General features: G+C 68.2%; 21 protein-coding genes. 5 read left to right on the top strand and 16 right to left on the bottom strand.

Annotated elements, in window-relative coordinates:
- Window position 1 precedes the first annotated feature (1 nt).
- The 4 genes from ABZX37_RS33730 to ABZX37_RS33715 are packed head-to-tail and all read right to left on the bottom strand — an operon-like array spanning window position 2 to window position 2,635.
- Window positions 2–307, bottom strand: coding sequence for a transcriptional regulator (locus ABZX37_RS33730; protein ID WP_344269543.1), 306 nt, complete (start codon window positions 305–307; stop codon window positions 2–4).
- Window positions 300–947 (bottom strand): hypothetical protein, encoded by a 648-nt coding sequence (locus tag ABZX37_RS33725; protein ID WP_354746483.1) that lies wholly within the window; start codon window positions 945–947, stop codon window positions 300–302. The genes ABZX37_RS33730 and ABZX37_RS33725 overlap by 8 nt, the downstream gene beginning before the upstream one ends.
- 54 nt (window positions 948–1,001) lie before the next feature.
- Window positions 1,002–1,736 (bottom strand): ABC transporter permease, encoded by a 735-nt coding sequence (locus ABZX37_RS33720; RefSeq protein ID WP_354746481.1) that lies wholly within the window; start codon window positions 1,734–1,736, stop codon window positions 1,002–1,004.
- The gene (locus tag ABZX37_RS33715; RefSeq protein ID WP_354746479.1) at window positions 1,733–2,635 is read right to left on the bottom strand and encodes an ABC transporter ATP-binding protein; all 903 of its coding nucleotides are present in this window, start codon (window positions 2,633–2,635) and stop codon (window positions 1,733–1,735) included. Before ABZX37_RS33715 ends, ABZX37_RS33720 begins: the two co-directional genes overlap by 4 nt.
- A 285-nt stretch (window positions 2,636–2,920) precedes the next feature.
- Here ABZX37_RS33715 and ABZX37_RS33710 point away from each other — a divergent pair, with 285 nt between their 5' ends.
- The gene (locus ABZX37_RS33710) at window positions 2,921–4,087 is read left to right on the top strand and encodes a macrolide family glycosyltransferase (RefSeq protein WP_354746477.1); all 1,167 of its coding nucleotides are present in this window, start codon (window positions 2,921–2,923) and stop codon (window positions 4,085–4,087) included.
- A 49-nt stretch (window positions 4,088–4,136) separates the two neighbouring features.
- Here ABZX37_RS33710 and ABZX37_RS33705 read toward each other — a convergent pair whose 3' ends face one another.
- Genes ABZX37_RS33705 through ABZX37_RS33690 form a run of 4 tightly spaced genes read right to left on the bottom strand, consistent with a single transcriptional unit; the run spans window position 4,137 to window position 8,448 of the window.
- Window positions 4,137–5,864 carry an aminotransferase class V-fold PLP-dependent enzyme gene (locus ABZX37_RS33705; RefSeq protein ID WP_354746475.1) on the bottom strand — a complete coding sequence of 576 codons (1,728 nt, stop codon included), beginning with the start codon at window positions 5,862–5,864 and terminating at the stop codon, window positions 4,137–4,139.
- Window positions 5,861–6,628 (bottom strand): amino acid ABC transporter ATP-binding protein, encoded by a 768-nt coding sequence (locus tag ABZX37_RS33700; protein ID WP_354746473.1) that lies wholly within the window; start codon window positions 6,626–6,628, stop codon window positions 5,861–5,863. The genes ABZX37_RS33705 and ABZX37_RS33700 overlap by 4 nt, the downstream gene beginning before the upstream one ends.
- Window positions 6,621–7,514 carry an amino acid ABC transporter permease gene (locus tag ABZX37_RS33695; RefSeq protein ID WP_354746471.1) on the bottom strand — a complete coding sequence of 298 codons (894 nt, stop codon included), beginning with the start codon at window positions 7,512–7,514 and terminating at the stop codon, window positions 6,621–6,623. The genes ABZX37_RS33700 and ABZX37_RS33695 overlap by 8 nt, the downstream gene beginning before the upstream one ends.
- The gene (locus ABZX37_RS33690) at window positions 7,501–8,448 is read right to left on the bottom strand and encodes an ABC transporter substrate-binding protein (protein WP_354746469.1); all 948 of its coding nucleotides are present in this window, start codon (window positions 8,446–8,448) and stop codon (window positions 7,501–7,503) included. The genes ABZX37_RS33695 and ABZX37_RS33690 overlap by 14 nt, the downstream gene beginning before the upstream one ends.
- Before the next feature lie 99 nt (window positions 8,449–8,547).
- Between ABZX37_RS33690 and ABZX37_RS33685 the strand changes: the two genes are divergently transcribed.
- Complete coding sequence (locus ABZX37_RS33685) at window positions 8,548–8,934, top strand: pyridoxamine 5'-phosphate oxidase family protein (protein WP_354746467.1); 387 nt, start codon at window positions 8,548–8,550, stop codon at window positions 8,932–8,934.
- A 355-nt stretch (window positions 8,935–9,289) separates the two neighbouring features.
- Here the strand turns inward: ABZX37_RS33685 and ABZX37_RS33680 are convergent, their stop codons facing one another.
- The 3 genes from ABZX37_RS33680 to ABZX37_RS33670 form a co-directional block, all read right to left on the bottom strand.
- Window positions 9,290–10,489, bottom strand: coding sequence for a GTPase (locus tag ABZX37_RS33680; RefSeq protein ID WP_354746465.1), 1,200 nt, complete (start codon window positions 10,487–10,489; stop codon window positions 9,290–9,292).
- A gap of 880 nt (window positions 10,490–11,369) precedes the next feature.
- Entirely contained in the window at window positions 11,370–13,142 is a 1,773-nt protein-coding gene (locus tag ABZX37_RS33675; RefSeq protein WP_354746463.1) for a dynamin family protein, read from the bottom strand.
- A 97-nt stretch (window positions 13,143–13,239) separates the two neighbouring features.
- Entirely contained in the window at window positions 13,240–14,556 is a 1,317-nt protein-coding gene (locus ABZX37_RS33670; protein WP_354746461.1) for an IniB N-terminal domain-containing protein, read from the bottom strand.
- Window positions 14,557–14,861: 305 nt separating this feature from the next.
- Here ABZX37_RS33670 and ABZX37_RS33665 point away from each other — a divergent pair, with 305 nt between their 5' ends.
- Window positions 14,862–16,004: a molecular chaperone DnaK gene (locus tag ABZX37_RS33665; protein ID WP_354746459.1), complete on the top strand. Its 1,143-nt coding sequence runs from the start codon at window positions 14,862–14,864 to the stop codon at window positions 16,002–16,004.
- Window positions 16,001–18,682 carry a helix-turn-helix transcriptional regulator gene (locus tag ABZX37_RS33660; protein ID WP_354746457.1) on the top strand — a complete coding sequence of 894 codons (2,682 nt, stop codon included), beginning with the start codon at window positions 16,001–16,003 and terminating at the stop codon, window positions 18,680–18,682. The genes ABZX37_RS33665 and ABZX37_RS33660 overlap by 4 nt, the downstream gene beginning before the upstream one ends.
- 13 nt (window positions 18,683–18,695) lie before the next feature.
- On the opposite strand, the gene ABZX37_RS33655 is transcribed toward ABZX37_RS33660, so the two are convergent.
- From ABZX37_RS33655 to ABZX37_RS33645, 3 genes are read right to left on the bottom strand one after another with little or no spacing between them, the layout of a single operon-like run.
- Window positions 18,696–19,439: a ferredoxin reductase gene (locus tag ABZX37_RS33655; RefSeq protein WP_354746455.1), complete on the bottom strand. Its 744-nt coding sequence runs from the start codon at window positions 19,437–19,439 to the stop codon at window positions 18,696–18,698.
- Window positions 19,409–20,008, bottom strand: a complete 600-nt coding sequence (locus ABZX37_RS33650; RefSeq protein WP_354746453.1) for a sulfite oxidase-like oxidoreductase — start codon at window positions 20,006–20,008, stop codon at window positions 19,409–19,411. Before ABZX37_RS33650 ends, ABZX37_RS33655 begins: the two co-directional genes overlap by 31 nt.
- Before the next feature lie 48 nt (window positions 20,009–20,056).
- Entirely contained in the window at window positions 20,057–20,680 is a 624-nt protein-coding gene (locus ABZX37_RS33645; protein WP_354746451.1) for a pentapeptide repeat-containing protein, read from the bottom strand.
- A gap of 222 nt (window positions 20,681–20,902) precedes the next feature.
- Between ABZX37_RS33645 and ABZX37_RS33640 the strand changes: the two genes are divergently transcribed.
- Window positions 20,903–22,222, top strand: a complete 1,320-nt coding sequence (locus ABZX37_RS33640) for a hypothetical protein (protein ID WP_354746449.1) — start codon at window positions 20,903–20,905, stop codon at window positions 22,220–22,222.
- Window positions 22,223–22,522: 300 nt separating this feature from the next.
- Here the strand turns inward: ABZX37_RS33640 and ABZX37_RS33635 are convergent, their stop codons facing one another.
- Window positions 22,523–23,950 (bottom strand): ATP-binding protein, encoded by a 1,428-nt coding sequence (locus tag ABZX37_RS33635; protein ID WP_354746448.1) that lies wholly within the window; start codon window positions 23,948–23,950, stop codon window positions 22,523–22,525.
- Window positions 23,947–25,599: an FAD-dependent oxidoreductase gene (locus ABZX37_RS33630; RefSeq protein ID WP_354746446.1), complete on the bottom strand. Its 1,653-nt coding sequence runs from the start codon at window positions 25,597–25,599 to the stop codon at window positions 23,947–23,949. Before ABZX37_RS33630 ends, ABZX37_RS33635 begins: the two co-directional genes overlap by 4 nt.
- Window positions 25,600–25,638: the final 39 nt, after the last annotated feature.

Genomic DNA, 25,638 nt, shown 5'->3' with positions numbered 1-25,638 from the left:
GTCAGGTTCCAGCGTCCAGGAGCCGTTGCAACGCCTTGGTGTAGCTCTCGAACGCGGCCCGGCCCTTGCTCGTGAGCCGCACCAGGGTGACCGGCGTGCGGTGCTCGTAGGCCTTGGTGATCTCGACGTACTCGGCGTCCTCGAGCTTGCGCAGATGCGTCGAGAGGTTGCCCGCGGTCATCTCCAGCAGCTGCTGCAACCGGGGGAAGGTGATCTGGTCGGCGGGACGCAGCCCGGCGAGCGCGACCGTGACGCGCAGCCGCGCCTGGGCGTGGATGACGGGGTCGAGCTCCGGCAGCTCAGCCACGGGGCCGCACCACGTAGACCAGCGCCGCGACCGCGAATCCGCCGCCGCCGGCTAGCGAGAGGACGAGGAAGTTGCCCGGCACACCGACCAGGACACTCGCCCCGCTGCACACGATGATCCAGCCCCCGAGGAAGTACTGCCGCATGTCCTGCCAGAGCATCCCGCCCGCGAGGTAGAGCGTTCCGGTGAGCAGCAGCGACGTGCCCGACCACAGCAACGGCACGAGGTCCGAGCCTTCGGGGAGGAGTTTGGTGATCCGGATGTCGATCAGGCACATCGCGGCGTACGAGATACCCCACGACCAGCCGTACATCGCGCCGATCCGCCGCGACGGGCCGCGGATCCCCCGGCTGGGTTTGCTGCCGTGCCAAGCGGAGTAGAAGATCGCGCCCACCATGAGCACTGCGACGACGATTCCCGCGACCCAGCCGGGCAGCAGCGCCGCCGACCGGTCGTCGGAGAGGTAGACGAGTCCCCAGCCGACGAGCCAGGTGAACGCCCAGACGCCGAACAGACGCGCCGGGCTGACTCGCAGCTCCCGGCGCGTCCGCTCGTGCTGAAGGGCGATGAGTTCGAGCGATTCCGCCGCGGACAGCGGCTCGCCCTCGTCCTCGACGGGGTCCCCCGCGTCGTTGTTCACCCCGGACCGCCCTTCCCCCGTACTGACCCCGCATGCAGCACGGAAGCTAACACGTCACGCGACCTTCACCGGTCCCAGCCGGAACCGCCGCACCACCACGAGCGCGGGCACGACCAGCCACGCCGCCAGCACGCCGACCGCAAGGCCGAGACCGCCCGCGTGATCGATCGGGAGCGTGCCGACGCGGCCGAGCCAGTACGTAGGGAAGAAGTGCGCGAGGGTGGACATCCATTCCGGCAGGAACGCGAGCGGCATCCACAACCCGCCGAACACGCCGAGCGGCAGCATCAACGCACCGGTCATCGCGCCGACTGTGTCGCCCTTGCCGAACAGTCCGAGCAGCAGCCCGAGCACCGCGAACGGCAGCGCGCCCAGCCACAACGAGACGCCGCTGATCAGCCACTGTGTCGCAGTCAGCTGCACCCCGCGCAGCGCACCGGCCACGAAGATCACCAGAACCACCGGCAACGCCATCGCCATCGAGGACGCGATCTTCACCGCGAGGTAGCCGGGTCCACGCATCGGTGTGAGCCGAAGCTGTCGCTGCCAGCCGTCAGTCCGCTCGGTCGCGACCCGGGTGCCGGTGAACAACGCGCCGCTCATCGCGCCGTACGCGCCCATGTTGATCATCGTCGTGACGCTGCCCCTGATGCCGTTCGCGCCGACCTGGTCGCCGAACAGTCCGCCGAACAGCAGGAACATGCCGAGCGGAACCACAATGGTGAACAGCGCGAACTGCGGACTGCGGACGATGCGCAGGATCTCGAGGCGGAGGTAGACGAGGTTCATCGGAGCGCTCCCTGCGGCTCGTCGGAAGTGAGGGCGAGGAACGCTTCCTCCAGCCCCGCGGAGGTGATCTCGATCGAGCTGGCCTGTGGGAATGCCGTGAGCAACGCGCGGATCGCCAGGTCGGAGTCGCTACAGCCCAGTTCCGCACGTTCGCCCTGAACACGTGCACTGGCGACCCCGTCCAGCGCGGCCAGAGCTTCCTCGCGGGCGCCCTGTACGACTGCCCTGATCACTCGCCCGGACACATTCGCGCGCACCTCGTCGACCGCCCCGTCCGCGACGACCTTCCCGTGCCGCATCAACACGACCCGGTCCGCGTAGTCCTCGGCTTCGGCGAGGTAGTGCGTCGCGAAGAGGACGGTCCGCCCAGCCGCCGTGAACTCGTGCATCGACGCCCAGAACTCGCGCCGGGCGTCGACGTCCAGCGCCGCCGTCGGCTCGTCGAGGAGCAGCAGCTCCGGGTCGCCAGTGAGCGCGAGCGCGTACCGGACCCGCTGAAGCTGCCCGCCGGACAACTTGCCGCACCGCCGCTTCGCGAACTCCCCGATGCCAGCCCGCTCGTAAACCTCCTTGGCCGGCAACGGATTCCGGAACATCGACCGATGCAACTCGACCAGCTCGCCCGGCGTGACGTCCCGCAGCAGGAACCCGTTCTGCACCATCGCCGCGAGCCGCCCGGAGTCGAGCGCCGCCCGGGGCGAGCCGCCGAACACCTGCACGCTCCCCTCGTCCGGCGAGGTGAGCCCGAGCAGCATGTCGATGGTGGTCGACTTGCCAGCGCCGTTCGGCCCCAGGAGCGCGACGACCTCGCCGCGCCGCACGGTCAAGGACACGCCGTCGACCGCGCGGACCTGCTTGAACTGCTTCACCAGGCCGGTCAGCCTGAACGCTTCTGTCATCTCGTCCCCCAGTGCTTCGCTGTCCTGAACTTTGTAACACAAAGTTGGTTGCGATGGAAAGTAGTAGGTGATGCGGAGTTGTTCACCACGGCAAGCCGGTGACGGCTATGCCCGGCAAATCCGGTTGCTCCCCGCGACCGGCCGCACTACCGTCCCGGTCCATGACGATCTTCGCCCGCTGCCGCCTGTCCTGATCCCGGCACGACTCTCCGGGCCGCCCGCCACCGGGCTGCCCCTTCTTTGCGTGCCGGACCGCATCTCGTCCGGAAAGGACACTTTCGCCTTATGGGCAAGCACATCGTCGTGGTCGGCTGTTCCGCGCCCTCCCACGTCTACCCCTCGCTCGGAGTCATCCGCGAACTCGTGCGACGCGGGCACCGGGTCAGCTACGTCGTGGGCGAACCGCTCGCCGAACTGGTCGAATCGACCGGCGCGGACGTCGTCGCGCATCCCACGATCTTCCCGATCGGCCCGGACGCGGAGTGGCCGGAGGACCCGGCCGAAGCGATGCGCGTCTTCCTCGACGAGGCCATCGCGATCCACCCGCAACTGATCGAAACCTTCGACCAGGACCGCCCGGACCTGCTGCTTTACGACATCGGCGGCCTCGGCGCGCCCCTGCTCGGCCTCCGCTACGGAGTACCGGCGGTGCAGCTCTCCCCCACCTACGTCGCCTGGGACGGCTACGAGGAAGAACTCGCCGAGGTCCTCAAACCGATCCGCACCTCACCGTCCGGAGTGGACTACGACCGGACGTTCACCGAATGGCTGGCGGAACACGGCGTCACCGAAGACGCCTGGACGTGGCTCGCGCGACCGGTACCGATCCTGTCCCTGATCCCGCGTGCGATGCAGCCGAACGCCGACCGCGTGCCGGAGGACCGCGTCCAGTTCGTCGGCCCATGCCTCGACCCGGCGCGCGCGGCAGAGCACTGGACGCCGCCGTCCGACGGGAAGCCTGTACTGCTCGTGTCGTTCGGCACCGCGTACAACGATCAACTGGACGTCTACCGGCACTGCATCACGGAGTTCGACGGCTGGCACGTCGTGCTCTCGATCGGCAAGCACGTCTCGAAGGACGACCTCGGCCCGCTGCCGGAGTCGGTCGAGGCGCACGAAACGGTGCCCCAGCTGGCGATTCTCGACGTCGCGTCGGCCTTCATCACGCACGCCGGCATGGGCGGCTGCACGGAATCCCTGTGGTACGGCGTCCCGACAGTCGCCATCCCGCAGGCCGTCGACCAGTTCGGCAATGCCGCGCAACTGGAAGCGTTGGGGGTCGGCAAGCATCTTCCCGCAGACCAGGTGACCGCCAAGTCCCTCCGCGAAGCCGTCGATGAGGTCAGCAGTTCGCCGGACGTCGCCGCGCGACTGGCCGAGTTGCGCGCGGAAATCCGTGCCAACGGCGGAATCACTGCGGCTGCGGACGCGGTGGAGAGGTTCCTGAAGTAAGCGCACATAGGCCGCCCGGGCTTGGCAGCACCAAGCCCGGGCGGTTCGGCTATCCGGCCCGGATTTCGTTGAGGTAGTTGTAGATCGTGTACCGAGTCACCTCGAGCTGCCCGGCCAGGTGGTCCACGGCGTCCTTGATCAAGAAGTATCCGGCCTCGTCCAGCTCCCGGACCACCGCCGACTTGTGCCGCTTCTTCATCAGCTCCACCGGAATCCCGGATTTCCCGATCGCCCGCCCGACGAGGAACCGCTGCAGGCTGTCGACGTCCGGCAGGAACGTCTCCTCCCGCCGCTCCTCTGACGTCTGCGCCGCTGCGGGAAGCTCGCTGTTCACGCACAGACAACCGATCGCAGTACCCTCGGCGTCCCGCAGGAACAATGTGGACGACCGGATCTCGCGACCGTCCGGACTGTGCGTGCGGTAGTTCGTCAGGTCCTGCGTCGTGCCGCGACGGACGAGCCCGAGCAGCAGATCCGTCATCGGCCCGCCGACCGAGCGGCCGGTGAGCCTCCCCGCGATCGCGACGATCGAATCCGGCAGCCGTGACAGGTCGTGCAGCAACACCTCGTTGCCCGGCCCGAGCATCGCCGCCAGCCCGTCCACCGCCGGAATCAACGCGGTGAGCAGCTCATGCGTCGCCGTGCCCGAAGCCGACGCGACCGGTACGACCCGGCGCGGCCGGATCAACGTTTCCAGCGCATCCCGCACGAGATCGGCAGCCGCCACCGGGGTCGACGCGTGCGGCGACAATCGGACATGTTCCGGACGGACCGTCGCCGCGATCCCCGCCGCCGTCAACGCCGCCCCGACCTGCTCCGCTGGCTTGTCCGGCAAAGAGAACGCGAGAATCCCGGCCCGTCGCTCAGTCGCCGACACGATCTCCGCGCCGAACGAACGCAGCACTTCCTCTAACTCGCCGACGCGTTCATCGATCCGGCCAGCGATCGCCGCGACTCCGGTTTCCTCGACCAGTTCGAGCGCGGCCGCGAACGCTCCGGACGTGACCGGGCTGAGGTTCGAGATCGACCAGCTCGCCGCGGTCGGGTCGGCCGGGTGGATCTCGTTGTCGAACAGACCGGGGTCGCGCGCGCCGGTCCAGCCGGACAGGATCGGGTCCATCCGCGCCAGCGCCCGGTCCGACAGCACCGCGAACCCGGTGCCCCAGCCCGCCCGCAGCCACTTCTGCCCGCCGACCACGAGTACGTCGGCGACCTCCCACGGCGCGTCGACGGCCCCGAAACCCTGGATCCCGTCGACCACCAGCAGCCGGTCGCCCACCACCTCGCGCAACGCGGCGAGATCGGCCCGGTAGCCGGTGCGGAAGTCGACGGCGCTCACCGAAACGACCGTGGTTTCCGGCGTGAGCGCTTCCGCGAGGCGATCAGCGGTGACGTAACCGCCTTCCAGCCGCCGCATCCGCACTCTTCCGGCCTGCTCGGCGCGCGCCCACGGGTACGTGTTGGCCGGGAACTCCGCGGCCGAAACGAGCACTTCGCCGTGACTGTTGAAAGCCGCCTGGAACAAACCGAGGCTGGTGTGCGGCAGCAGTACCGTGTGGTCGGTGTCGCTGCCGCAGAGCCGCGCGGCCGCTGCTTTCGCCCGGATCTCCTGCCGCATCAGCTCGTCCACAGTGGACGGACCGGCCTTAGTCGTCGCCTCCAGCAATCGCGCGGTGGTGTCTAAGACGGTGTGCGACGGCGGCCCGAACCGCGCGAAGTCCAGGTAGCCGGCGGGCTCGTCGAACTGGAGCAGGTACCGGGGCGGGATCCGGGTCACGAGAGGACCCGCGCGAGGAACTGCCGCGTCCGCTCGTGTTCCGGCGCCTTCAGCACGCGCTCCGGCGGCCCGGTTTCGACCACCGCGCCGTCGGCGAGGAACACCACCTCGTCGGCGGCCTCCGCGGCGAAGGCCATCTCGTGCGTCACGACCACCATCGTCATCCCCTCCCGAGCCAACGTACCCATCACCGCGAGCACCTCCCCTACCAACTCCGGGTCCAGCGCGGACGTCGGCTCGTCGAACAACATGAGCTTCGGCTTCATCGCCAGCGACCGCGCGATCGCGACGCGCTGCTGCTGCCCGCCGGACAGTTGCCCTGGGTAAGCGCCCGCTCGGTCCGCGAGCCCGACCCGGTCGAGCAGGTCCAGCGCCTCTTTCCGGGCCCGCGCCGGATCGACGCCGAGCACCCGCACCGGTCCCTCGACCACGTTCTCCAGCGCCGTCCGGTGCCCGAACAGGTTGAACCGCTGGAAAACCATGCCGATGTCCCGGCGCTGCCGTGCGACGTCCTTCTCCCGCAACTCGTACAGCTTGCCGCCGCGCAGCTTGAACCCGATCGGCTCGCCGTCCACCCAGACCTGGCCGCCGTCGATCGTCTCGAGGTGGTTGAGACAGCGCAGAAACGTGCTCTTGCCCGCCCCGGACGGCCCGAGCAGGCACACCACCTGTCCTTTATGGACCTCCAGGTCGATGCCCTTGAGCACCTCGGTGTGCCCGTAGTTCTTGCGAACCCCGACAGCTTTCAGCAGCGGCTCAGACACGCGCACCCCTCACCAACGGCATCCCCTTGAGCGCCTTCCCGGCCCGCGCCACCGGACTCCGGTCAGCCGCCCCGAACGATCGTTCAAGGTAGTGCTGGCCGATGCCCGCCACCGTCACCACGACCATGTACCAGATGGCCGCCGCGATCAGCGTCTCCATCACCAGCAGGTTGTTGGACGAGATGTTGTTGGCCGCGTGGATCAGCTCGGTCACGCCGATCACCGACGCCATCGACGTGCCCTTGAGCATGTTGATGAAGTCGTTGCCGGTCGGCGGGATGATCACGCGCATGGCCTGCGGCAGCACGACCCGGCGCAGCGTCGCGCCAGGCGTCATGCCGATGGATTTCGCCGCCTCGGTCTGCCCGGTGTCGACGCTGGTCAGCCCGGCGCGGACGATCTCCGCCATGTACGCGCTCTCGTTCAGCGCCAGTCCGAGCAGTGCCGCGGTGAACGCGCTGATCAGCACATTCGTCGGCTCGTGGACGAGGTAGCCGCCGAACGGCAGCGGGATCGAGACCGTCGGGAAGATCAGGGCCAGGTTGTACCAAATCAGGATCTGAAGCAGCACCGGAAGCCCGCGGAACAGCCAGATGTAGGCCGCCGCGAACCACTTCGCGACCGGGTTGGCGCTGAGCCGCAGCAACGCGATCAGGATGCCGAGCACGATCGCGACCGCCTGCGCGATCACCGCCAGCACGACGGTGTTGAGCAGCCCGAGCGCCATCACTCGGTAGAAGACGAAGTCGGGTACCGAACTCCACTCGATCTGCGCCTGCGCGAGCGCGAAACCCAGCAGCACCAGCAGTGCGACGATCACCGCCGCGCTGACCCAGCGACCCCAATGCCGCAGCCGGACGATCGGCAGCGGTTCAGCTTCCGCCATTGACGGCCGCCTCCTTGACCGCACCCTGCTCGACGCCCCAGGACTGCAGGATCTTGCCGTACGTCCCGTCGGCGACGAGCGACTGCAACGCCTGCTTGACGGCGTCACGCAGCTTGGCGTTGCTCTTCGCGAACCCCATCCCATACGGCCCGCCCTCAATCGGCTGGCCAGGTACGACCTCGAAGAACTTGCCGTCGCCCGCGGTGCGCGAGATGTAGACCGCGCTCGGCAGGTCGTTGAGAATCGCCGCGACGCGACCGGTACGCAGCTGATTCTGGTTCTGGTTGTCGCTGTCGGTCGCGGTCACCGTGATCGCTGACTTGCCCGCCTGCGTGCACTTCGCGCTCTGCGCGGTGGCGAACTTCTGGTGACTGGTGCCCTGTACGACTGCCACGTTCTTGCCGCACAACGTGTCCGGCCCGGTGATGCCGTCCGGGTTGCCCTTGCGGATCATGATCGTGATGCCGGACGAGAAGTAGTCCACGAAGTCGATCTGCTTCTGCCGTTCCTTGGTGTCGTTCATCGCCGCCATGGTCAGATCGACGCGGCCGGACTGCAGACTCGTGATCAGCGAACCGAACGCGAGATCCTGGTACGCGACGGTCACCCCGAGTTTCGCCCCGACCGCCTTCGCCAGATCGACCTCGTAGCCGATCGGCGTCTTGCCGTCCGCGGCGTAGAAGTTGTTCGGCGCCGACTGGATATTGGACGCCAGCCGCAACGTCTTGGCCTGCGCCACCGCCGGCGGCAATGCCCCGGCGACCTGCGGGTCAGCCTTGATCGAGCCGAGCAACGCGGCGTTGTCCGGAACAGCGCTCTGCTTTTGTGGTTGCCCGCCGCCAGCCCCGTCAGGACCTCCTCCACAAGCGGTAGCGAACGCGAGCAAGCCGCCGAGCAGAACGGCCTGCCAGGCACGGGAACGAAGCGACGACATGCGGAACCTCCAGGACGTCGTTGGTTCCGCGGGACGCTACAACTGGTTGTTAAAGAGGTCAACAAGCAGTTGAATTCCTGTCTCGTCTAGCGTGCGGACATGACACTCGACGAGGGCTTCCGCCAGTTCTGGACCGAACGGCGGCTCGCGTCGCTCACGACGGTGCGCCCGAACGGAACGCCGCACGTAGTCGCGGTAGGCGTGACAGTCGACTTCGAACAGGGCCTCGCCCGCGTGATCGCCTCCGGCACGTCGTACAAGGCCCGCCTCATCCGCGCCGCCGGCGACACCGGCCTGGCCGCCGCGGTGTGCCAGTTCGAAGGCCGGACCTGGTCCACGCTGGAAGGCCGAATCCGTCTCCTCGACGACGCTGTTTCGGTCCGCGACGCCGAAGAGCGCTACGCCCAGCGGTACCGGCAGCCGCGAGAGAACCCGCAACGAGTCGTCCTGGAACTCACCATCGGACGGGTGCTGGGCAACGCTTGAGTCTCCGCACCTCCGGACGACCGCCCTAGTCAATCGCCCTGGGCAGCCGCCCTGATCATCTGCCCTGGTCAATCACCCCGGGCAGTCGTCCTGGGCAGTCGTCCTGGGCAGTCGCCCTGCGCACATGCCCTGGGCAGCCGCCCCGGGCAGTTGTCCTGCCCGCCCGCGCTGGTCAGCCGTTGCTCTGATCAGCCGCCCCGGCCTACCGCCTTGATCAATCGCCCTGAGCAGTCGTCCTGGCAGTTGTCTCGGTCAACCGCCCCGGTCGACTGCCCTGATCACTAGCCCCGGTCAGTTGTCCCGCCAACCAACCCGGTCGACCGTCCAGGGCAACTGCCCTGGACGACTGCCCGAGTCACACGAACTGCGCCAGCAGCCCTTCCGCACTGCGCACCACAACCTGCGCCGCCGCGCGCTCCGCCAGCGCCCGGTCCGGCCGCTCCGCCTCATGACGCCATCGCATCACCGCGTCGAGACCGGCTTCGTACATCTCGCGCGGATCCGTACCCGCCGCGAGCCCCAACCGCTCCTCCGGCTGCGTTCCCTCCGCGCCCAGCAGCCGCACAGCTTCTTCCGCCGACTCTCCCGCCAGCGCGGTACGCCCGCCGCGAATGTCCGCGATCAGCCGCAACTCGCGAAAGTCATGCGCACCAGCCGAAAACCGCTCAACCCGCGCCGCAAGCCGATCACTGTGCGGCCGAGGCTCCGCGTTCAAGACGGTCTCCAGCCGAATCAACGCCGTCCGCGCACGCAACGCGTCCGCACGCGCGGCGAAACACCCCGCAATAGTGTCGCGAAGCTCGCCAAGACCACTACGCCGCACCAGTTCCGTCGACAGCTTCACCCGGTCGTCACAGCCCGTTCGGATCAACGTCAGCGCGAGCTTCACCCCGAACAGCCCGAAGCGCACCACCAACGACCGTCGCGTCTCGACCGACACCGGTCCAGGAAACGCCGGATCAGTAAACGAATCCACTGACAGCAGGTACCGCTCCAACTCCTCACGCGGTACAGCAGCGAAGGCCGCGAGAAGCTCAAACTCGTCATCAGTAAACGCGCGCGCCCCGTACGCAAGCTGCGCCGCCACCGCAATCACGCCTTGGAATCCACTGCACAGCGGATCTTCGCGCCACGCGCGCCGCGCAATCTGCTTCGCAGTCAGCAGTGCGTCAATCCGCCCCGCGCCTGTTTCGTCCGCGCGCGCAAGCACAAGGATCGTGTCGACGGCCGTCTGTCGCGCGAACGCTGAAGGCGCTGTCGGACGCAGCGTCGCCAACTGCTCGGGCTCAAGGTGACGCAGCAGTCGTACGGATGCGTCAGTGAGCGTCGACGGATGCGGCGCGTCGAGAAACTCCAGATCCCGCAACGCCCGCGTCGGCCAATCGCCCAACGCCGCAGCCAGCGTGGACTTCCCCGTCCCCGCAGTCCCTCCGATGCTCACCCGAAGCGGCTCATCAAGATGATCAAGCGCTTCCCCCAGCAACGCCGAAGCCCGCGGACTGTCGCGGTAGTACGCACAAGCATCCGCCAGAAGCGCCCGAACGTCCTCAACCACGCGCGACACCACTCCTCACTCGACTCACGCCGCCCAGCACAGTCCCGCACATCCTCGACTACCCGGCGACCTCCCGCTCACCGACCACCGAATCCGGCCATCGCCAATCCGGCCACCAACTCCCGAAACGCCTCAACCGCCCAAGAAGGCCACGTTCCCCGCAGCCGAACCACCACGCAAGAGCACCTCCGCCTCAGCTCCGGCGACCGAAGCGTTTCAACCCCGCCAACCCAAACCACAACTCGCCAACCAACCACCGAAACTGCTCCACCACGCAAACTGATGCCAGCTCACCAAACCACGTTCACCGCGGCAAAACGCCTCAGCGGACCAACTGACTCCCACGATGCGGAACCCCGCTCGGCAACCACCAGCCCAAGGCTCAGATTCCGCGCCTCATCCAGCCAGCACCGAACCCCGCCGAAGACTCAGCTCACTCAACCAATCCCGAGGAAAGCCATCCGCACAACCAAAGACGCCGCATCCGGCCATCCCCGCCGAAGTCACGCAGGCAGTTCCTCGGGCCCGGTCGGCACGCGAACTCCCAGCCCGCAGAGCCGCCCGCACCGCTAAAGCCCAACCATCCCCGCGAAGTCGCGCAGCCAACTCTGCAGACACCTGATTAGCCAGCATCCCGCTCGCCAGCCCGCAAAGCCCTCTGCCCTGCCTGAGCAAGCCGCACCTAGCCATCCCCCGAGGTCACGCGGGCAACTCCCTGGGCACCCGACCAGCGAGCATTCCCACCCACCAAGCCGCTAGCGGAACACGCCGCACTCAGTCGAGGTCAAGCGAACAACTCTTCTGGTGCCCGGCTGGCCTGCATCCCCAAGCCCCGCCCGCAAACGCCCAGCACTACCCGAACAGGCCGAGTCAGCCGAGGTCACGCAGGCAACTCCTTCGGCGTCCGATTAGCCAGCATCCCCAACTCCCCAGCCCGCTTGTGCAACCCCGCGAGCCGGTCGATCTCCCGTCGCAGCGACGCGCTGCGCCGCTCCCGCTCGGCCGATCCGGCGATGATCATCTCGCGTTCCCGCGTCAGCTCGTCGGCAAGACCGTCCGCGAGTTCAGTGAAGTGGTCCCGCAACCGACGCTGCACATGGCGGATCGCATCGCGGCATTCCTTGCTGAAGCGCAAGAACACGTCGTCGACATGCCGTTGCGCGGTCATCTTCGCCACCGCCTGCCGACGTTGCAGCCGCATGCCGCCCTCGTCGCTGATCGTCTTCGCCGCGAACGCGACGCCCGCGCCGATGGACACCGGGTTGATCAACGGCAGTCCCGCCAACCCGGTCACCAGGCCGAACATCAGCACGCCACCGTACGAACCGCGCAACCCGGTGAACGCCTTCTGCCCGATCTTGAACCGCTCGATCCGCGGCTGCCGAACCTCGGCGATCTGGTCCACACCGGAGTCGATCAAGGCCAGTTCCGGCAGGTCGTACTGCGCGCCGAAGCTCACCGCCACTGCCTGGGCGATCCACTCGGCGCGTTCTGCCGTGAACGTATAAGTCGTATCGACCGCTTCCGCGAGCGTGCTGTCCAGCCACGGCCCAAACTCGTCCCACACCTTCACCGGGTCGCCGCGGTCGAAGGTCTCGTCGATCGTCTCGACGATCTTCCGGGTGCGTTCGCGCAGGTCGTACTCGGCGTCGGACTGCAGGTCGGCGATTTCGTCCGACAGCAGGTTCTGCCAGCGGCTGTTGCGCCGGCGCAGCTCGTCGGCGCGACGTTGGGAGCGTTGCAACAGCGTCGTCTGGTCGACGCCTGCTTCCTGCCCCGCCGCTTCGGCCCGCGCGCGCAATGTCTCGACCAGCTCCGCTGCCGCCGCTCGCACGCTCACCGCGGCAAGCAATGCGGCCGTGCTCTCCGCCGGCCGCGACACCTGTGTCGCGATCCACGAAAGCAGCTCCGGGAATCCGGACCGCGCGTTGAGGTCTTGATCGCCGCCCTTGGCCGCGGCGAAACGAACCGTCGCGGACACCGGCAGCACCGGCGAGTCGATCCCCGCCGACGACAACGCGGTCCGGTTCTGTTCGGCGACCGTGCGCCACCCGGCGCTGACATCGATCTTGGTCAGCGCGATGACCACGTGCGGACACCACGTCCGGATGTGATGCGCCAACGCCAGCTCGGCCTGATCCAGCGGAGCGGCGGCGTCGGAAACGAGAATGACCGCGTCGGCGTCCGCGAGAACGTCGAGAGCGGCAGCCGTGCGAGGCGACCTGGGGTCACCGATCGCCGGAGTGTCGATGAGCACCAGGCCCGCGGACAGCAAATCGCGCGGGACCCCGACCTCGACCCGCCGCAGCGACCCGGCCGGCCGTGCGCCGACCTCGCCGGTCAGCTTCTCGATCTCGACCGGCATGCGTTCGTCAGCGCGTCCGACGAGCGTCGCGCCGGGTTCGGCCGCGTACGCGACTTCGATCGGCACTGCGGGTGTCGCCGCGTCGCCGACCGGGCAGACCGGCGCGTTGAGCACCGCGTTGACCAGGTAACCCTTGCCTTGTTTCGGGAAGCCGAGCACCGCGACGCGCGTGCCTCCCGGCGGCCGGTCCTGACGCCGGCGAAGGCGCTGGGCCAAGTCTTCGCGGCCGTGCGTCCGGCAGGCGTCCGAGGTCTCGGCGAGCACTTCGAGCCAAGCTGGAGCCGTCACGGCGAACCAGTGTCCCCTGTGTACGGGGAGTATCCGAACCGGGTGGTGGCTCCGCGGTCGCACCCAGACCGCGGAGCCACTCCCGAATTACCCTTGCTCAGAGGGAAATGTGCAGCTCACCGCCGCCGTGCGAGGTCTCCGCACCGCCGTGCAGGTCAAGGCCGAGGCCCTGGTGCCCGAGGTCGGAAACCGTCGACACGGTGTCGTGCACCATGCCGACGCCGGCGTCGGTCCCGGTGTGCGTCTCAGTCGCGGCGTCGGAACGCTCGGCGTCGCCGTGCGACATGAGCGAGTGCGCCTGCTGGGTCACACCGTTGACGGCGTGGTTCAGGCCGTCGGCGCTGAGCGTGTTGCTCAGGCTGCCGACGTTGTCGGTGACAGTCCCGACAGCGTCGCTGACGTGCCCGGCGATCCCGCCGCCAGCCTCGGTCGCGTGGTCGGCGACCTGCGCGCCGGAGTTCGCGACCGGCAGGTCGCTGACGTTGACCGGCGAAGCCGCGGCGAGCTCGCCGCCGACGTGCTGCACCTGCGAGACGGCACCGTCAGCCGCGGCGGCCGCCTGCCCGCTCGCCTGCGCGACGGCGCTGGAGTCCAGCCCGCTGGCCAGGTCGTTGCCCAGGGCGAGTGCACTGGTCGGGTTCTGCACCAGCGCGGTCACCGACGCGGCAGCGTTCTGCACGTCGCCGACGCCCGGCACCGAGGGCAGAGCCGGAGCGGCCGGGAGACCCGGCACAGCCGGGACCGACGGCAGCTCGCCGGCCACCGGCAGCGCCGGAACAGCGCTGGCGACGTCGCCGACACCCGGCAGCTCGCCGACACCCGGAAGGGAACCGGCACCCGGCAGCTCGCCGAGACCAGGCAGCTGGCCAACGCCCGGGAGCTCGCCCAGACCCGGCACCGCCGACAGTTCGCCAAGGCCCGGCAGGTCACCGGCCGCGGGCAGCGCCGAAGCACCGGCCACGTCGCTGACGACGGGCAGTTCGCCGAGACCGGGCAGGTCGCCGACGGCCGGCAGCGCACCCGCGCCCGGCAGCTCGCCGAGACCCGGCAGCTCGCCCAAGCCCGGCACCGCCGGCAGCTCGCCGAGACCCGGCAGCTGAGGCGCACCCGCGGACGCGGCCGCACCGCCGAGCGAAGCGGTGAGCGCCTGCAGCTGCTCGATCGCGCCCTGCGGGCCGTCGCCGAGCGCAGTGGTCAGGTCGCCCGCCTGGGGCAGGTGACCGAGAGAGGCCAGGTGGTCCACCGGGACGTAGTCGAGCACCAGCGGCGCGACCTCGTTCACGTCGGCGGCGCTGATGTCGCCCAGCCCGGCAGCGGCCAGCGCGGCCTGCGGGTCCTGGCCGAAAGCGGCGAGCGCGGACGGGTCTTGGAGCAAGGTGAGCGTGAAGTCGTGCAGAGTCTGCACCGAATCCATTGGGGGATCTCCACTTGTCGCGATTACGGGGGAATGCCCGGCCCTCCCCGGCCGGGCGTGGCGCCCAAGGTAGGGACGGGGCACCCCCGCTCACATCGGGGTTTACACCCAGTCGCGCCTCGCTCAGCCGTTAGGGGGTCGATATGAGATCGTTAGGGAGTTAGGGGATCGGACACGCGGAACCCGGTTGGGTTAAATCCCACCCCACCCTTGCCCGTCTGACCCGAACGGGTGAGGATGCGTATCCGTTGAGTGAGTTACGCCCCTTGGCCGAACCCTGACTGCGACGAAGGGAGGAAGCGGCGGTGCCCTACGTGCTCGGCATCGACCTCGGCGCTGCCCGGACCCACGCCGCGCTCCGTCGCAGGCAAGGTGACCGGTGGGACGATCCCGAGCCGTTGTGGCTGGGCGAGACGTCTCCGGCGACCGCGACCGCACTCTTCCTCGACGACGAGGGATACCTGCTCACCGGCGATGCGGCCACACAAGCTGGTGCCGCCGTGCCGTCCCGGCTGATCACCGGCTTCCACCGCCGCGTCGGGGACGACGTGCCGGTATTCATCGGCAGCGAACCGTTCACGCCGGAATCCCTGACGACAGTCTTCGTCGAAGGCATCGCCGACGTCGCGGCCAGCCAGACCGGCGGACCGCCGCGCCAGCTCGTCGTCACCCACCCCGGTGACTGGGGCGGTTACCGGCGTGACCTCCTGCGCCAGTCGCTCGCGGAGTCTGGTTTCAACGCGGTCACCCTCGTTCCCAGTGCGGTCGCCGCGCTTTACGCACACCTCCCGGAGCCCGGCGCGGGCGACCGGACGGCCGCGGTGTGCGAGTTCGGCCCGGACGGCGTCACCGTCACTTTGGCGACCGCTTCGGGAGCCAGCGGATGGATCGCCCGGACCAGCACCGAAGGCGTCGCCCCGGGTGCCGCGATCACGACCGCGTTCGGCCTCGCACAGGCGGCGAACGTCACCCCGGAGTCGCTGGCCGGCATCGTGTTCTGCGGCGAACCGAGCCAGGGCGTCCGCCCCGGACGTTTGCCCTGCCCGTTTTTCACCGGCCCTCAACCTGCGGATACGGCCGCCATCGGCGCCGCGATCCTCGCCAGCCAGCGGACGAGGCCCCTCGCACGGCGGGAGGCCCCCGCCCCCGAAACCACCTTGCTGCCGCGAGTCGACCGAGAACCCGAACTTCCCGAGAGACCCGAGCGGCCGCCGGTGGAAATCACTCCGTTCACACTGCCGGAGCCCGAGGGCGCTGCCAAACTGATGCGTCGCTGGCGACCACTCGCCGCCGCGGCGGCCGTGCTGGCGGTCAGCTCCTCGATCCTGATCGCGGTCCTCACGTCACACGAAGCGACCGCGGACAAGGAACCCGCTTCTCCCCGTCCCCCTGTCCTGAGTTCGTGCGCCCACCCAGCCACAGCTCCCTCCGGTGAAGGTCACTGTTGAACGCACTGCTGGCGAAAACCGGCAACGACGCCGTCCACCCCGCAGCCCGCCGCCTCCTTGAACAACTCGCCGACACCCCCGCGGCCCCAGTCCGGCTCGTTGTCGTGGCCCCGGGCGGTTACGGCAAGACTGCCTTGCTCGGTGCCCTCGACCGCAGCTACCGCGAGGCAGGCATCGAGGCAACCGTCGTCGACGACGCCGACCAGCTCGACGACGATGACTTGACCAGGCTCACCAGGCTCGCCGCCGCCAAAGAGGGGCCGCTCGTGGTGGCACACCGTCCAAATCCGCGCGCGCAAGCATTGCGGGCCCTCGGCGAAACGCTGCTGCTGCCGCCGCTGACCGTCGACGAAGTCGGCAAGCTCGCGAAACAACTCACCGGCCGCACCGCGGACGCCTCCGCTCTGCACGCCAGCACCGGCGGCGTCCCTCGCCTCGTAGAACGCGTCGTAACCGCCCACCTCGCCGACTTCCGCGCCGAACTGGCCGCACTCGACGACAACGTCCTCCGCTACCTCATCGCCGCCGAAGCCGGCGCGGCGCGCAACCTCGACCTGCTCTGTTCCTTGCTGGAGCGCACACCGGACGAACTTCCCGAAGTCGTCGACGGAGCCCGCGCTACCGGTCTCCTTGATGCTGAAGACATCCTCCTGCCTGCCGCCGCCGAAGCGGTGCGCGCTTATGGTCCGCCTGCCCGTCGCCTCGCGGTTTTGCAACAACTCGTGGAAGCACAGCTGACCCGCGGCCTGCCCGTACTCGATCTCGCGACCTCGCTCCTCGACGCCGGCAGCTCTGGTGCCTCCGCAGCCACCGCATTCGCAACCGCAGCAGGCGAAGCGCTCCCCACCGATCCAAAGCACGCCGCACGCCTCTTCGAAGCCGCAGCCGAAGCCGGTGCCCGCGACGCCGCGACTACTACTGGCTGGGCCCGCGCCGCCGCGCTGTCCGGGGATCTGGACACCGCCCTCCGCCTAGGCGACGGCATGCTGTCCGGTGAAGACCCCGAAGCACGAGCCGCCGGCGCGGAGATCGCCGCGACAGTCTTGGCCCACCGCGGCGAACTGGCTCGAACCGCAGAGCTGTACCGCTGGGCTGCGGCCACGGATAACTGGTCTCGTCAACACGCAGCTACCACGTCGTCCAGCGCTGGCGGCAACGGCTCCGCCCCGGCAGGCACCGAAAACCCCAACGCCGCAGCAACGAGCCGCCAAGACGCAAACCACCCGACGGCAGCCAATTCGCCACATTCTCAGGCCTCTGCGCTCCCCCACGGCACGAACGTTGTCGAAGCTCCGAGCGATCCCACTGCTCCGGCACCCACCGCATACGCTCCCAACGGGAATGCCTCTTTCTCGACGTCGCCTCAACAAAATGGCGAGAGCTATCGCTGGGTGGGCCCTGGCGCGGTGGATGCGTTCGCCACGATCGCCCTCGTCGGAACCGGCCAGACCACCGACGGCCAAGCTGTCGCCACCGTCCCGATGCCGGGCGTCGCGCCGACGTTGTTCACCGGTGCCGCAGCGCGAACGGCGAGCGGGATCGTGGAATCGGTATTCGGTTGCGGGACAGAGGCGTTGCCGACGCTCGTAGGTGCAGCGGCAATGCTCGAACCAGCCGTCGGCGGCGCGCCGCTTCCGGACAGTCCGGCCGCGCTCGCCGCACTCGCCGGTCTACATGCTGGTGAACTGGCGCTCGCAGAATCGGTGCTGGAACGAGCGCTGGCCAGCAGCGTCGGCGGCGACCTGCTCGCCACCCGGCACCGGCTGCTGCTCGGTTGGGTCGCGATGACCGGTGGCCACCTCGCCGCCGCGACTGAACACCGAGACGCCGTTGCTGGTACCAAACTCGAAGCCCGCGACGAACTGTTTTTCGCGACGCTGGAACTCGGTCTCGCTCGGCGGGCCAGCGACCTGGTCGGACTGCAACAGTCGTGGGAGCGGGCGTATCAGGCGTCCATGCGTCAGCAAGTGGACTTGTTCACGCTGTTGCCGTTGGGCGAGTTGGCAATCGCAGCAGCTCGGACCGGTGCGCACGCCAAGCTGTCCCGGCGGCTAGAGCGCGCCCACGCCATGCTGGACCGTCTCGGCAATCCTGCTTTGTGGACAGTTTCGCTGTGCTGGCACGAACTGCATGCCGCAATCACCACGGAAGACCGAGTCACTGCGGAACGGCAACTGGCTGCACTGAACCGCTTCGCGGACTGCGGCCGCTATCCGGCTGCGCTCGCCCGCGCGGCTGGGTGCTGGCTTGCCGTGCTCAGCGGCACGTTCGATCCGGGCGAAATCTCCGCAGCGGCCGCAGAGCTTCACGAGCTGGACCTGTGCTGGGACGCTGCCCGCCTTGCGGGCCAAGCCGCGATTCGCACCTCGGACCGCAAGGCGATGGTCCAGCTCCTCGAAGCAGCTCGGCAGTTCCAAGGCACAACTGGACGTCTCGAGTCCTCCACCCCGGCTCCAGGCGCGGCGACCGGATTGAGCGCACTGAGCGAACGAGAGCTGGAGGTCGCACGCCTCGTAGTCGACGGGCTTACCTACAAACAAGCTGGCAGCAAACTCTTCATCTCCGGCAAGACCGTCGAACACCACATGGCCCGCATCCGCGGCAAACTCGGTGCCGCCGACCGTCGCGAACTGCTCGCGACTCTGCGCGAACTGCTCGCCAAGCCGACCGTGCATTGACTGGTGGACGGCCTCAGTCCCGGCTGGGGCCGAAACGCTCGGTGCGGATCGACTGCGGCGAATGCCCCAGCGCGAGCATGATGTCCGCAGCAGTTTCGACGAACCCGGTCGGCCCGCAAATGTACGTGGTGGCACCGAATTCAGCTGGCCACGCGGCAGTGCTCAACGTGGCCACATCGATGCGCCGAGGAATGCCGGAGCGCCCTTCCGGAAGCTCTCGCGTGTAGACGTATGTGATGTCCAGCCCCGCGTACGGACGGCGAAGTTCCTCGGCATAGTACAGCTCCGCTGGGGTACGTAGCGAATAGACCAGCCGGAACAGCGCTTTGCTGCCAGCGTCGCGCCGAGCCCGGATCATCGACATCAGCGGGACAATGCCCGCACCACCGGCGACAAGCAGCACCGGAGTCGAATCGGTGGGACGCCATACGAACCAGCCGCCGATCGGCCCGCGGATCTCGACCGGGTCTCCGATCGAGTAAGGGCCGGTGAGGTGTTCGGACACTTCGCCGTCGGCTACCCGCTGCACAGTCAGTTCGATCCGGTCTCCGTTCGCCGGTGCGGCGAGCGAATAGCTGCGCTGCGCGGTGTAGCCGTCAGCCGCGGTGAGACGAACGTCGACGTGCTGTCCCGCGATATGGCCTGGCCACCCGGGGACGTCGAAGACCAGCGTGCGCGCGGTCGGCGTCTCCTGCCGGATCTCCGCGAGCCGGGCGACGCGCCACGCTAGTCGCCCTGATACCGCTGTTCCCGCCATGGATCTCCGTAGTCGTGGTAGCCGGCCGCTTCCCAGAAGCCCGGATCGTCCTTCGCTGCGAGTCGCAGTTCGCGCACCCATTTCGCGGACTTCCAGAAATAGAGGTGCGGCACCAGCAGCCGGGCGGGACCGCCGTGTTCCGGAGTGAGCGGCTTGCCGCCGTATTCATAGGCGATCCACGCCTGCCCGCTGAGGAGGTCGGCGAGCGGAAGGTTTGTGTTGTAGCCGCCGTAGGAATGCGCCATGACGTAATCAGCGGCTGTCTCGAGGTCCCCGACGAGCGTGTCCACTGAGACGCCGCGCCAACGAGTGTCCAATTTGGACCATTGAGTGACGCAGTGGATGTCGACCGTGATCTTCTCGCTCGGCAGCGCCATCAATTCCGGCCACGACCACGAGCGACGTTCGCCGCTTTCGGTCACCACCGCGAACTCCCACCGCTCGGTGCTCACTCGAGGGGTGGGCCCGGCCGAAAGAACCGGGAAGTCCTCGGCGAGATACTGCCCTGGCGGCAGCCGTGGGTTGGCACCACGGGCGCGTCCGGTGAAGCCTGGCGTGACGACTCCCATCGCGCTCCCTTCCGGACATACCCGACAGCTCAGCCCCTGAACGCGAGACTACCCGCGCACCTGTAACCCGAGCGACGTGACGAGCACCGCTGCCTGCTCCGGGGACACGATCGCGCCAGTCAGCGACGCACGGGTCAGGTCAAGCGACGACAGATCGCTCCCCCGCAGCTCAGCGCGTGTGACGTCGATGTCCTGCAGTTCCGCCCCGGACAGATCCACGTCGGTGAACACGGCACCCGAGCACTTCGCCTTGGTGAGGTCCGCTTCGCGCATCCGGACGCCCTGGAACGTGACTCCGCGCAGGTCGGCACCGTTCAATCCGACGAAAGACCAGTCTCCGCCCGTTACGCGCAACGGCCGCAGGTCGCAGTCCTGAAATCGGCTGCCGACCAGCTTGCATCCGGTGAATTCGGCGTCGAAGAGATTGCACCCCTTGAACGCGCATCCGGTGAACGCCGAGTCGGTGTGCCGCGAAGCGTTGAACTGGACGTTCCCGAACACACAGTCCAGGAAAGTGACACCGCGCGTAACGGCCTCGGTGAGATCAACCTGGTGGAACTCACAGCGCACGAACCGCCGCGCCGTGAACTCCTCCGCGTACCAGTCTTCCCGCCGGTAGACACGGTCCTCGACCGTCTCGATGCCGGGCGGCTCCGGCTCGTGTTCGGACATTCGCCAAGCCTAGTTCGCTCGCCTGCCGACCGGGTGCTGAACGCGACAGCAGCGTCTCGCCGCCACGGGATTTTGGCTGGTGGTGGTCAGGATCACCGGAGCCGCCGCACGTGCTCTGTCGCCTGTTGCCTGGCCGGTTGTGTGATCGGCCCCTTCCGCTCCGCTACGCGGCTCATGCCACAGCGAGGAGCGGTCGCCTCAGGACAGCCATACGATGGCCGGATGAGCGAAGGCCGATGGTTCGATGCCTGGGTGCCCTGGCCCGAACTGTCGGGCCTGGCCGCCGCGGGCCGGGCGCTGCTGCCCGCAGTGCCCGCGACCCCGGCCGCGCTCGCCCGGACCGTCACCGAGCAACTGGTGGGCCGTCGCCTTACGACAACGGTGCAAGGCCACGAAGTCGGCCTGACCCTCACCGAACTCGATTACCCGGCGGACTCGCTTCGCCTGGCCACCGGCCGGGTGGGAGACGTCCGCATTGTCGCGGAAGACGTCGACTGGCCCGTTCCGAACAGTTCGGCGGCCCCCGCTGAGCACGGCGCTGGCAGCCTTGCCGGCACTGCCGGCTCGTCTCGATACGCAGCGGCTGCAGCAGCGTCGAACGCGCGTGGTGAAACAAAGGACGCGACCACTTCGGGCTCATCCGGCGCGCCTGCCGAGAAGGGCACGCGACCTCCCGCTGACGAGCCGAGCAACACGGACGGCTCGCCGGACACGGCTGATCTTGCGACTGGCCGCATCGAGCAGCCCGGCGACGACCGAACTCCCGCACGCCCATCCGGTCCACGAGAGACGACGGCATCGTCGGATTCTGTTCAGGCGCACCGTGATCGCCGAATCGCGGAAGCCACCCAAGGTGCCGCAACGCGGAAGCCCACCTCGGCACCTGACGCATCAACCGCGGAACCGCGCGAATCCGAGCAACCGACTTCTCGGCAGAACTCCGGACGGCCGTCCAGCAGTCGCCAAGCCGACTCGGCAAGCCGGTCGACTGCCGACACGCCTGCACAATCAGACGTCGACCGCATTCCGCTGCGCCGCGTAACCGTGCTCGCCAAGGACGTACGGCTTCGAGGATTGCCTTCGCCAGCGGCGATTCCCGGATCTGTCGAACTCGAGATAGAAGTGAGCGGGACTGTGGTGCGGGATCGGGTTGCCGCGGCACGTCCCGATCTGATCGCGACGCCGCATCCGGAAGGGTTCCGGGTGCGCTGGCGAAAGCATCCGCGCTGGGGGCATCTGACCCTCGTCGCAGGCATCGAAGACGAAGCAATAGTGCTGACCCCGACCGCGCTCCGCCTCGGACGGTGGGCGAGGCGTCCGCCGAAGCGGATCCGGCCGATCGTGCTTCCGCTCCCGGATCTGCCGAAAGGGTTGCGGCTGACCGGAATCCGTCCGGACGAAGACGAGCTCGCGCTGACGATCGCAGCCGACGAATGGCCCGGACGGCTCGCCCGGATTCCGTTGCCGGACATGCTGACCTGGCTGACGACAGCGGCAATGACACTGACACTTCCCGGATTCGGATCACGGTCCCTCCCCTGAACCGGCAGCGGCGCCCACCGAGCCCCTTGTGGGCCCGGGCAATGGACGCGGCACTGCCGTGATCCAGAGTGCTCGAACATCCGTTCGGAATCATCACTCGATCGGGGATAGATCGAAAACCGTTGGCGCACAAGGGAAACGCGAAATCAGCTCGAAATCCTGTCGGTGCGGTCGGCTAACCTCGGAATCGAGCCGTCAATTCGCTCCGAGGGGATGCCACCGATGACAGTCACCGCAGAACTGCTCCGAAGAAGCCGAAGACCCCGGTCCCATGCCGGGCCTCCGCAGGCAAGCGCGCGTTCAGAGCGACGCTTGTTCCTCCACCGGAAGGCAGACCTCGAACCGGGTGTCGCCCGGTTCCGACGTCACCTTGATGTCGCCCGAATGCCGTTCCACGACGATCCGCCACGAGATGTCCAGCCCGAGACCGGTTCCCTCGCCCACGCCCTTGGTGGTGAAGAACGGCTCGAAGATGCGCTGGCGCACCTCTTCCGGGATTCCCGGCCCGGTGTCGCCGATTTCGACGCGCACCTGCTTGCCGACCTGCCAGGTGCGCAGGGTCAGCGTTCCCTCGCCGCCCATGGCGCCCACGGCGTTGTCGATGATGTTGGTCCACACCTGGTTCAGTTCTGCCGCGTAGGCGGGAACCCGGTCGATCGAGCAGTCGTATTCCTTGACCACGCGGATTCCTTCGCCGAGCTTGCCCGACATCATCACCAGTGTGGAGTTGAGTCCTTCGTGGACGTCGATGAACTGGTGCGGCGCGCGATCCATTTGCGAGTACTGCTTCGCCGCGCCCACGAGCGTGGAGACCCGGCTGGTCGAGTCTTCGATCTCGCCCATCAGCATTTCGGTTTCGAGCGCGTACGCGAGCCAGCGGATCGCGCCGTCGAGCAGCCCCTCGCCCACCGATTCGAGGACGTGGTCGAGATTCTTCGGAGTGAGCCCGGCCGCGACGAAGATGCTCGCGAGGTCCCAGCCCTGGTCGATGCCGTGGTCGTCGAGCCAGTCGCCGATCTCGTCCTCGCGGTCGGCCTGCTGCATCGCGGTGAGCTTGGGCGCGTCGCCGACCTGTTTCACCAAGCGTTCCTGCACGTCGAGCAGCAACTCGAGCAGATCCGGATCGATGTCTTTCTTCGCCAGGATCGCCAGTTTGTGCCGCATTCCGGCGACCCGCTCCCGCAGGGCGGCGGTCGCCCGCACCGCGGCCGCGGCCGGGTTGTTGAGTTCGTGCATGAGCCCCGCGGACAGTTCGCCGAGGGCGACGAGCCGGCGCCGCGACGACACCAGCGCGTCGGTGTTGCGCCAGCCGAGGTACATCCCCTCCAGCAGGTGCGCCGCCATCGGGAACCATTGCCGGAATTCGACGGCGAACTCGGCGGCGGGAAGCGTGAGGAAAGTCAGGTCGCTGACTGCGTAGATCGTCGCACCGTAGGTGGCTTCGCTGTCCTGGTAGGCCAGGAATTGCGTTGCACCGCAGTAGGAACCGCGCTGGTCGGACCGCTTCATCTCGACCTCGGCTCCGGCCACCACTCGGGTCATCCGCAGCGCGCCGTTGAGCAGGACGTAGAAGCAGGTGGCCGGATCGCCCTCGCGGATCACCACGGAGTCAGCCTTGAACTCCTCGCGCACCGCGTTCCGCTCGATCCAGTCGAGCTGCGCGTCCGAGAGATGTTCGAACAAGAACAGGCCGCGCAGTTCCTCGCGCGGCAAGGCGGGCTGAGTCACTGTTCCTCCAAGTAACGGTGGACCAGGGTCACGGCCATGGCGCCCTCGCCGACGGCGGACGCCACGCGTTTCACCGACTGCGAGCGCACGTCTCCGGCCACAAACACGCCGGGCACTGACGACTCCAGGTAATGCGGATCGCGGTCCAGCGCCCATCCCGGCGGCCTGCGTCCGTCTTCCACGAGGTCCGGGCCGGTCCGGACGAATCCGTGGGCGTCCCGGAGGACGCCTTTCCCCAGCCACTCCGTGCGCGGAGCGGCTCCGATGAAGATGAAGAGGTGTTCCGTGTCCAGTTTCTCGGTCACGCCGTCTTTGCAGACCGTGACGGACTCGAGGTGATCGTCCCCGTGAGCTTTGAGCACCGTGGTGTGCGTGCGGACGTGGACGTTCTCGATCGCCGCGATCTGCTCGATGAGGTAGTGCGACATCGAAGACTCCAGCGACGCGCCGCGCACCAGCAGCGTCACGTCGGTGGCGTGCTGAGCGAAGAACACCGCGGCCTGTCCCGCGGAGTTCGCGCCGCCGACGATGTACACGTGGTCGTTCGAGCACTCAGGCGCTTCCGTCGCCGCGGAGCCGTAGTAGACGCCGCGGCCGGTCAGCTCCTTGATTCCCTCGGCTTCCAGCGCGCGGTAATTGACGCCGCTGGAAAGGATCACGGAGTGCGCGGCGATCTCGGATCCGTCGCCGAAGGTCACGACCCGGCTCGATCCGCGCGCTTCCAGGCCTACGACATCGCGAGCCGTGAGCACTTCGGCACCAAACTTCTGCGCCTGGCGACGGGCTCGGTCCGTGAGCTGCGCGCCGGACACCCCGTCCGGGAAGCCCAGGTAGTTCTCGATCCGGGAACTGGTTCCGGCCTGGCCGCCGGTGGCCTTGCGCTCGACGAGCACGGTGCGCAGCCCCTCGGAGGCTCCGTACACCGCGGCACCGAGTCCGGCCGGGCCGCCACCGATCACCACCAGGTCGTAAAAGTCTTGCGCCGGCTGGGTAGAAAGGCCCACCGCGTCGGCGATCTCGCTACCCGACGGCTGTTTCAGCACCGTGCCGTCCGGTGTCACGACCACCGGGATGTCGGTCTCGCACGCGCCAGCGGCTTGGAGGAGGCGGCTGGCCTCTTCGTCGTCGACCGAGTACCACCGGTACGGCACGGCGTTGCGAGCGAGGAAGTCGCGCATCCGGAACGACGGCGCCGAGTACCGGTGCCCGATCAGCTTCGTCTCCTCCACCGGGCGATCGCCGACGGCGAGCCAGGTCTCGACGAGAGAGTCGATGACCGGGTACAGCTTCTCCTCGGGCGGGTCCCAAGGCTTGAGCAGGTAGTGATCGACGTCGACCACGTTGATCGCCTGGATCGCGGCGTCGGTGTCGGCGTAGGCCGTCAGGAGCGCGCGCCGGGCGTTGGGGAAGAGATCCATCGCCTTCTCCAGGAAGACGATGCCGTCCATGTGCGGCATGCGGTAGTCGGCGAGGATCGCCGCGACGGCGTCGCCGCGCAGCTTGATCTCGCGAAGTGCGTCGAGGGCGTCGGCACCCGAGTCCGCGCGGATAACGCGGTAGTCCTTGCCGTAGCGGCGACGCAGGTCGCGCGCCACCGACCGCGAAACGGCGGGGTCGTCGTCGACGGTCATCAGGATCGGCTGGCTCACATGGCACAGCCTACGGTGTCCCGGCGGCCCTCGTGGCAA

The organism is Amycolatopsis sp. NPDC004079 (genome assembly GCF_040610415.1).
GTDB classification, from domain to species: Bacteria; Actinomycetota; Actinomycetes; order Mycobacteriales; family Pseudonocardiaceae; genus Amycolatopsis; species Amycolatopsis halotolerans.
This window is presented reverse-complemented; position numbering and strand designations above follow the sequence as displayed.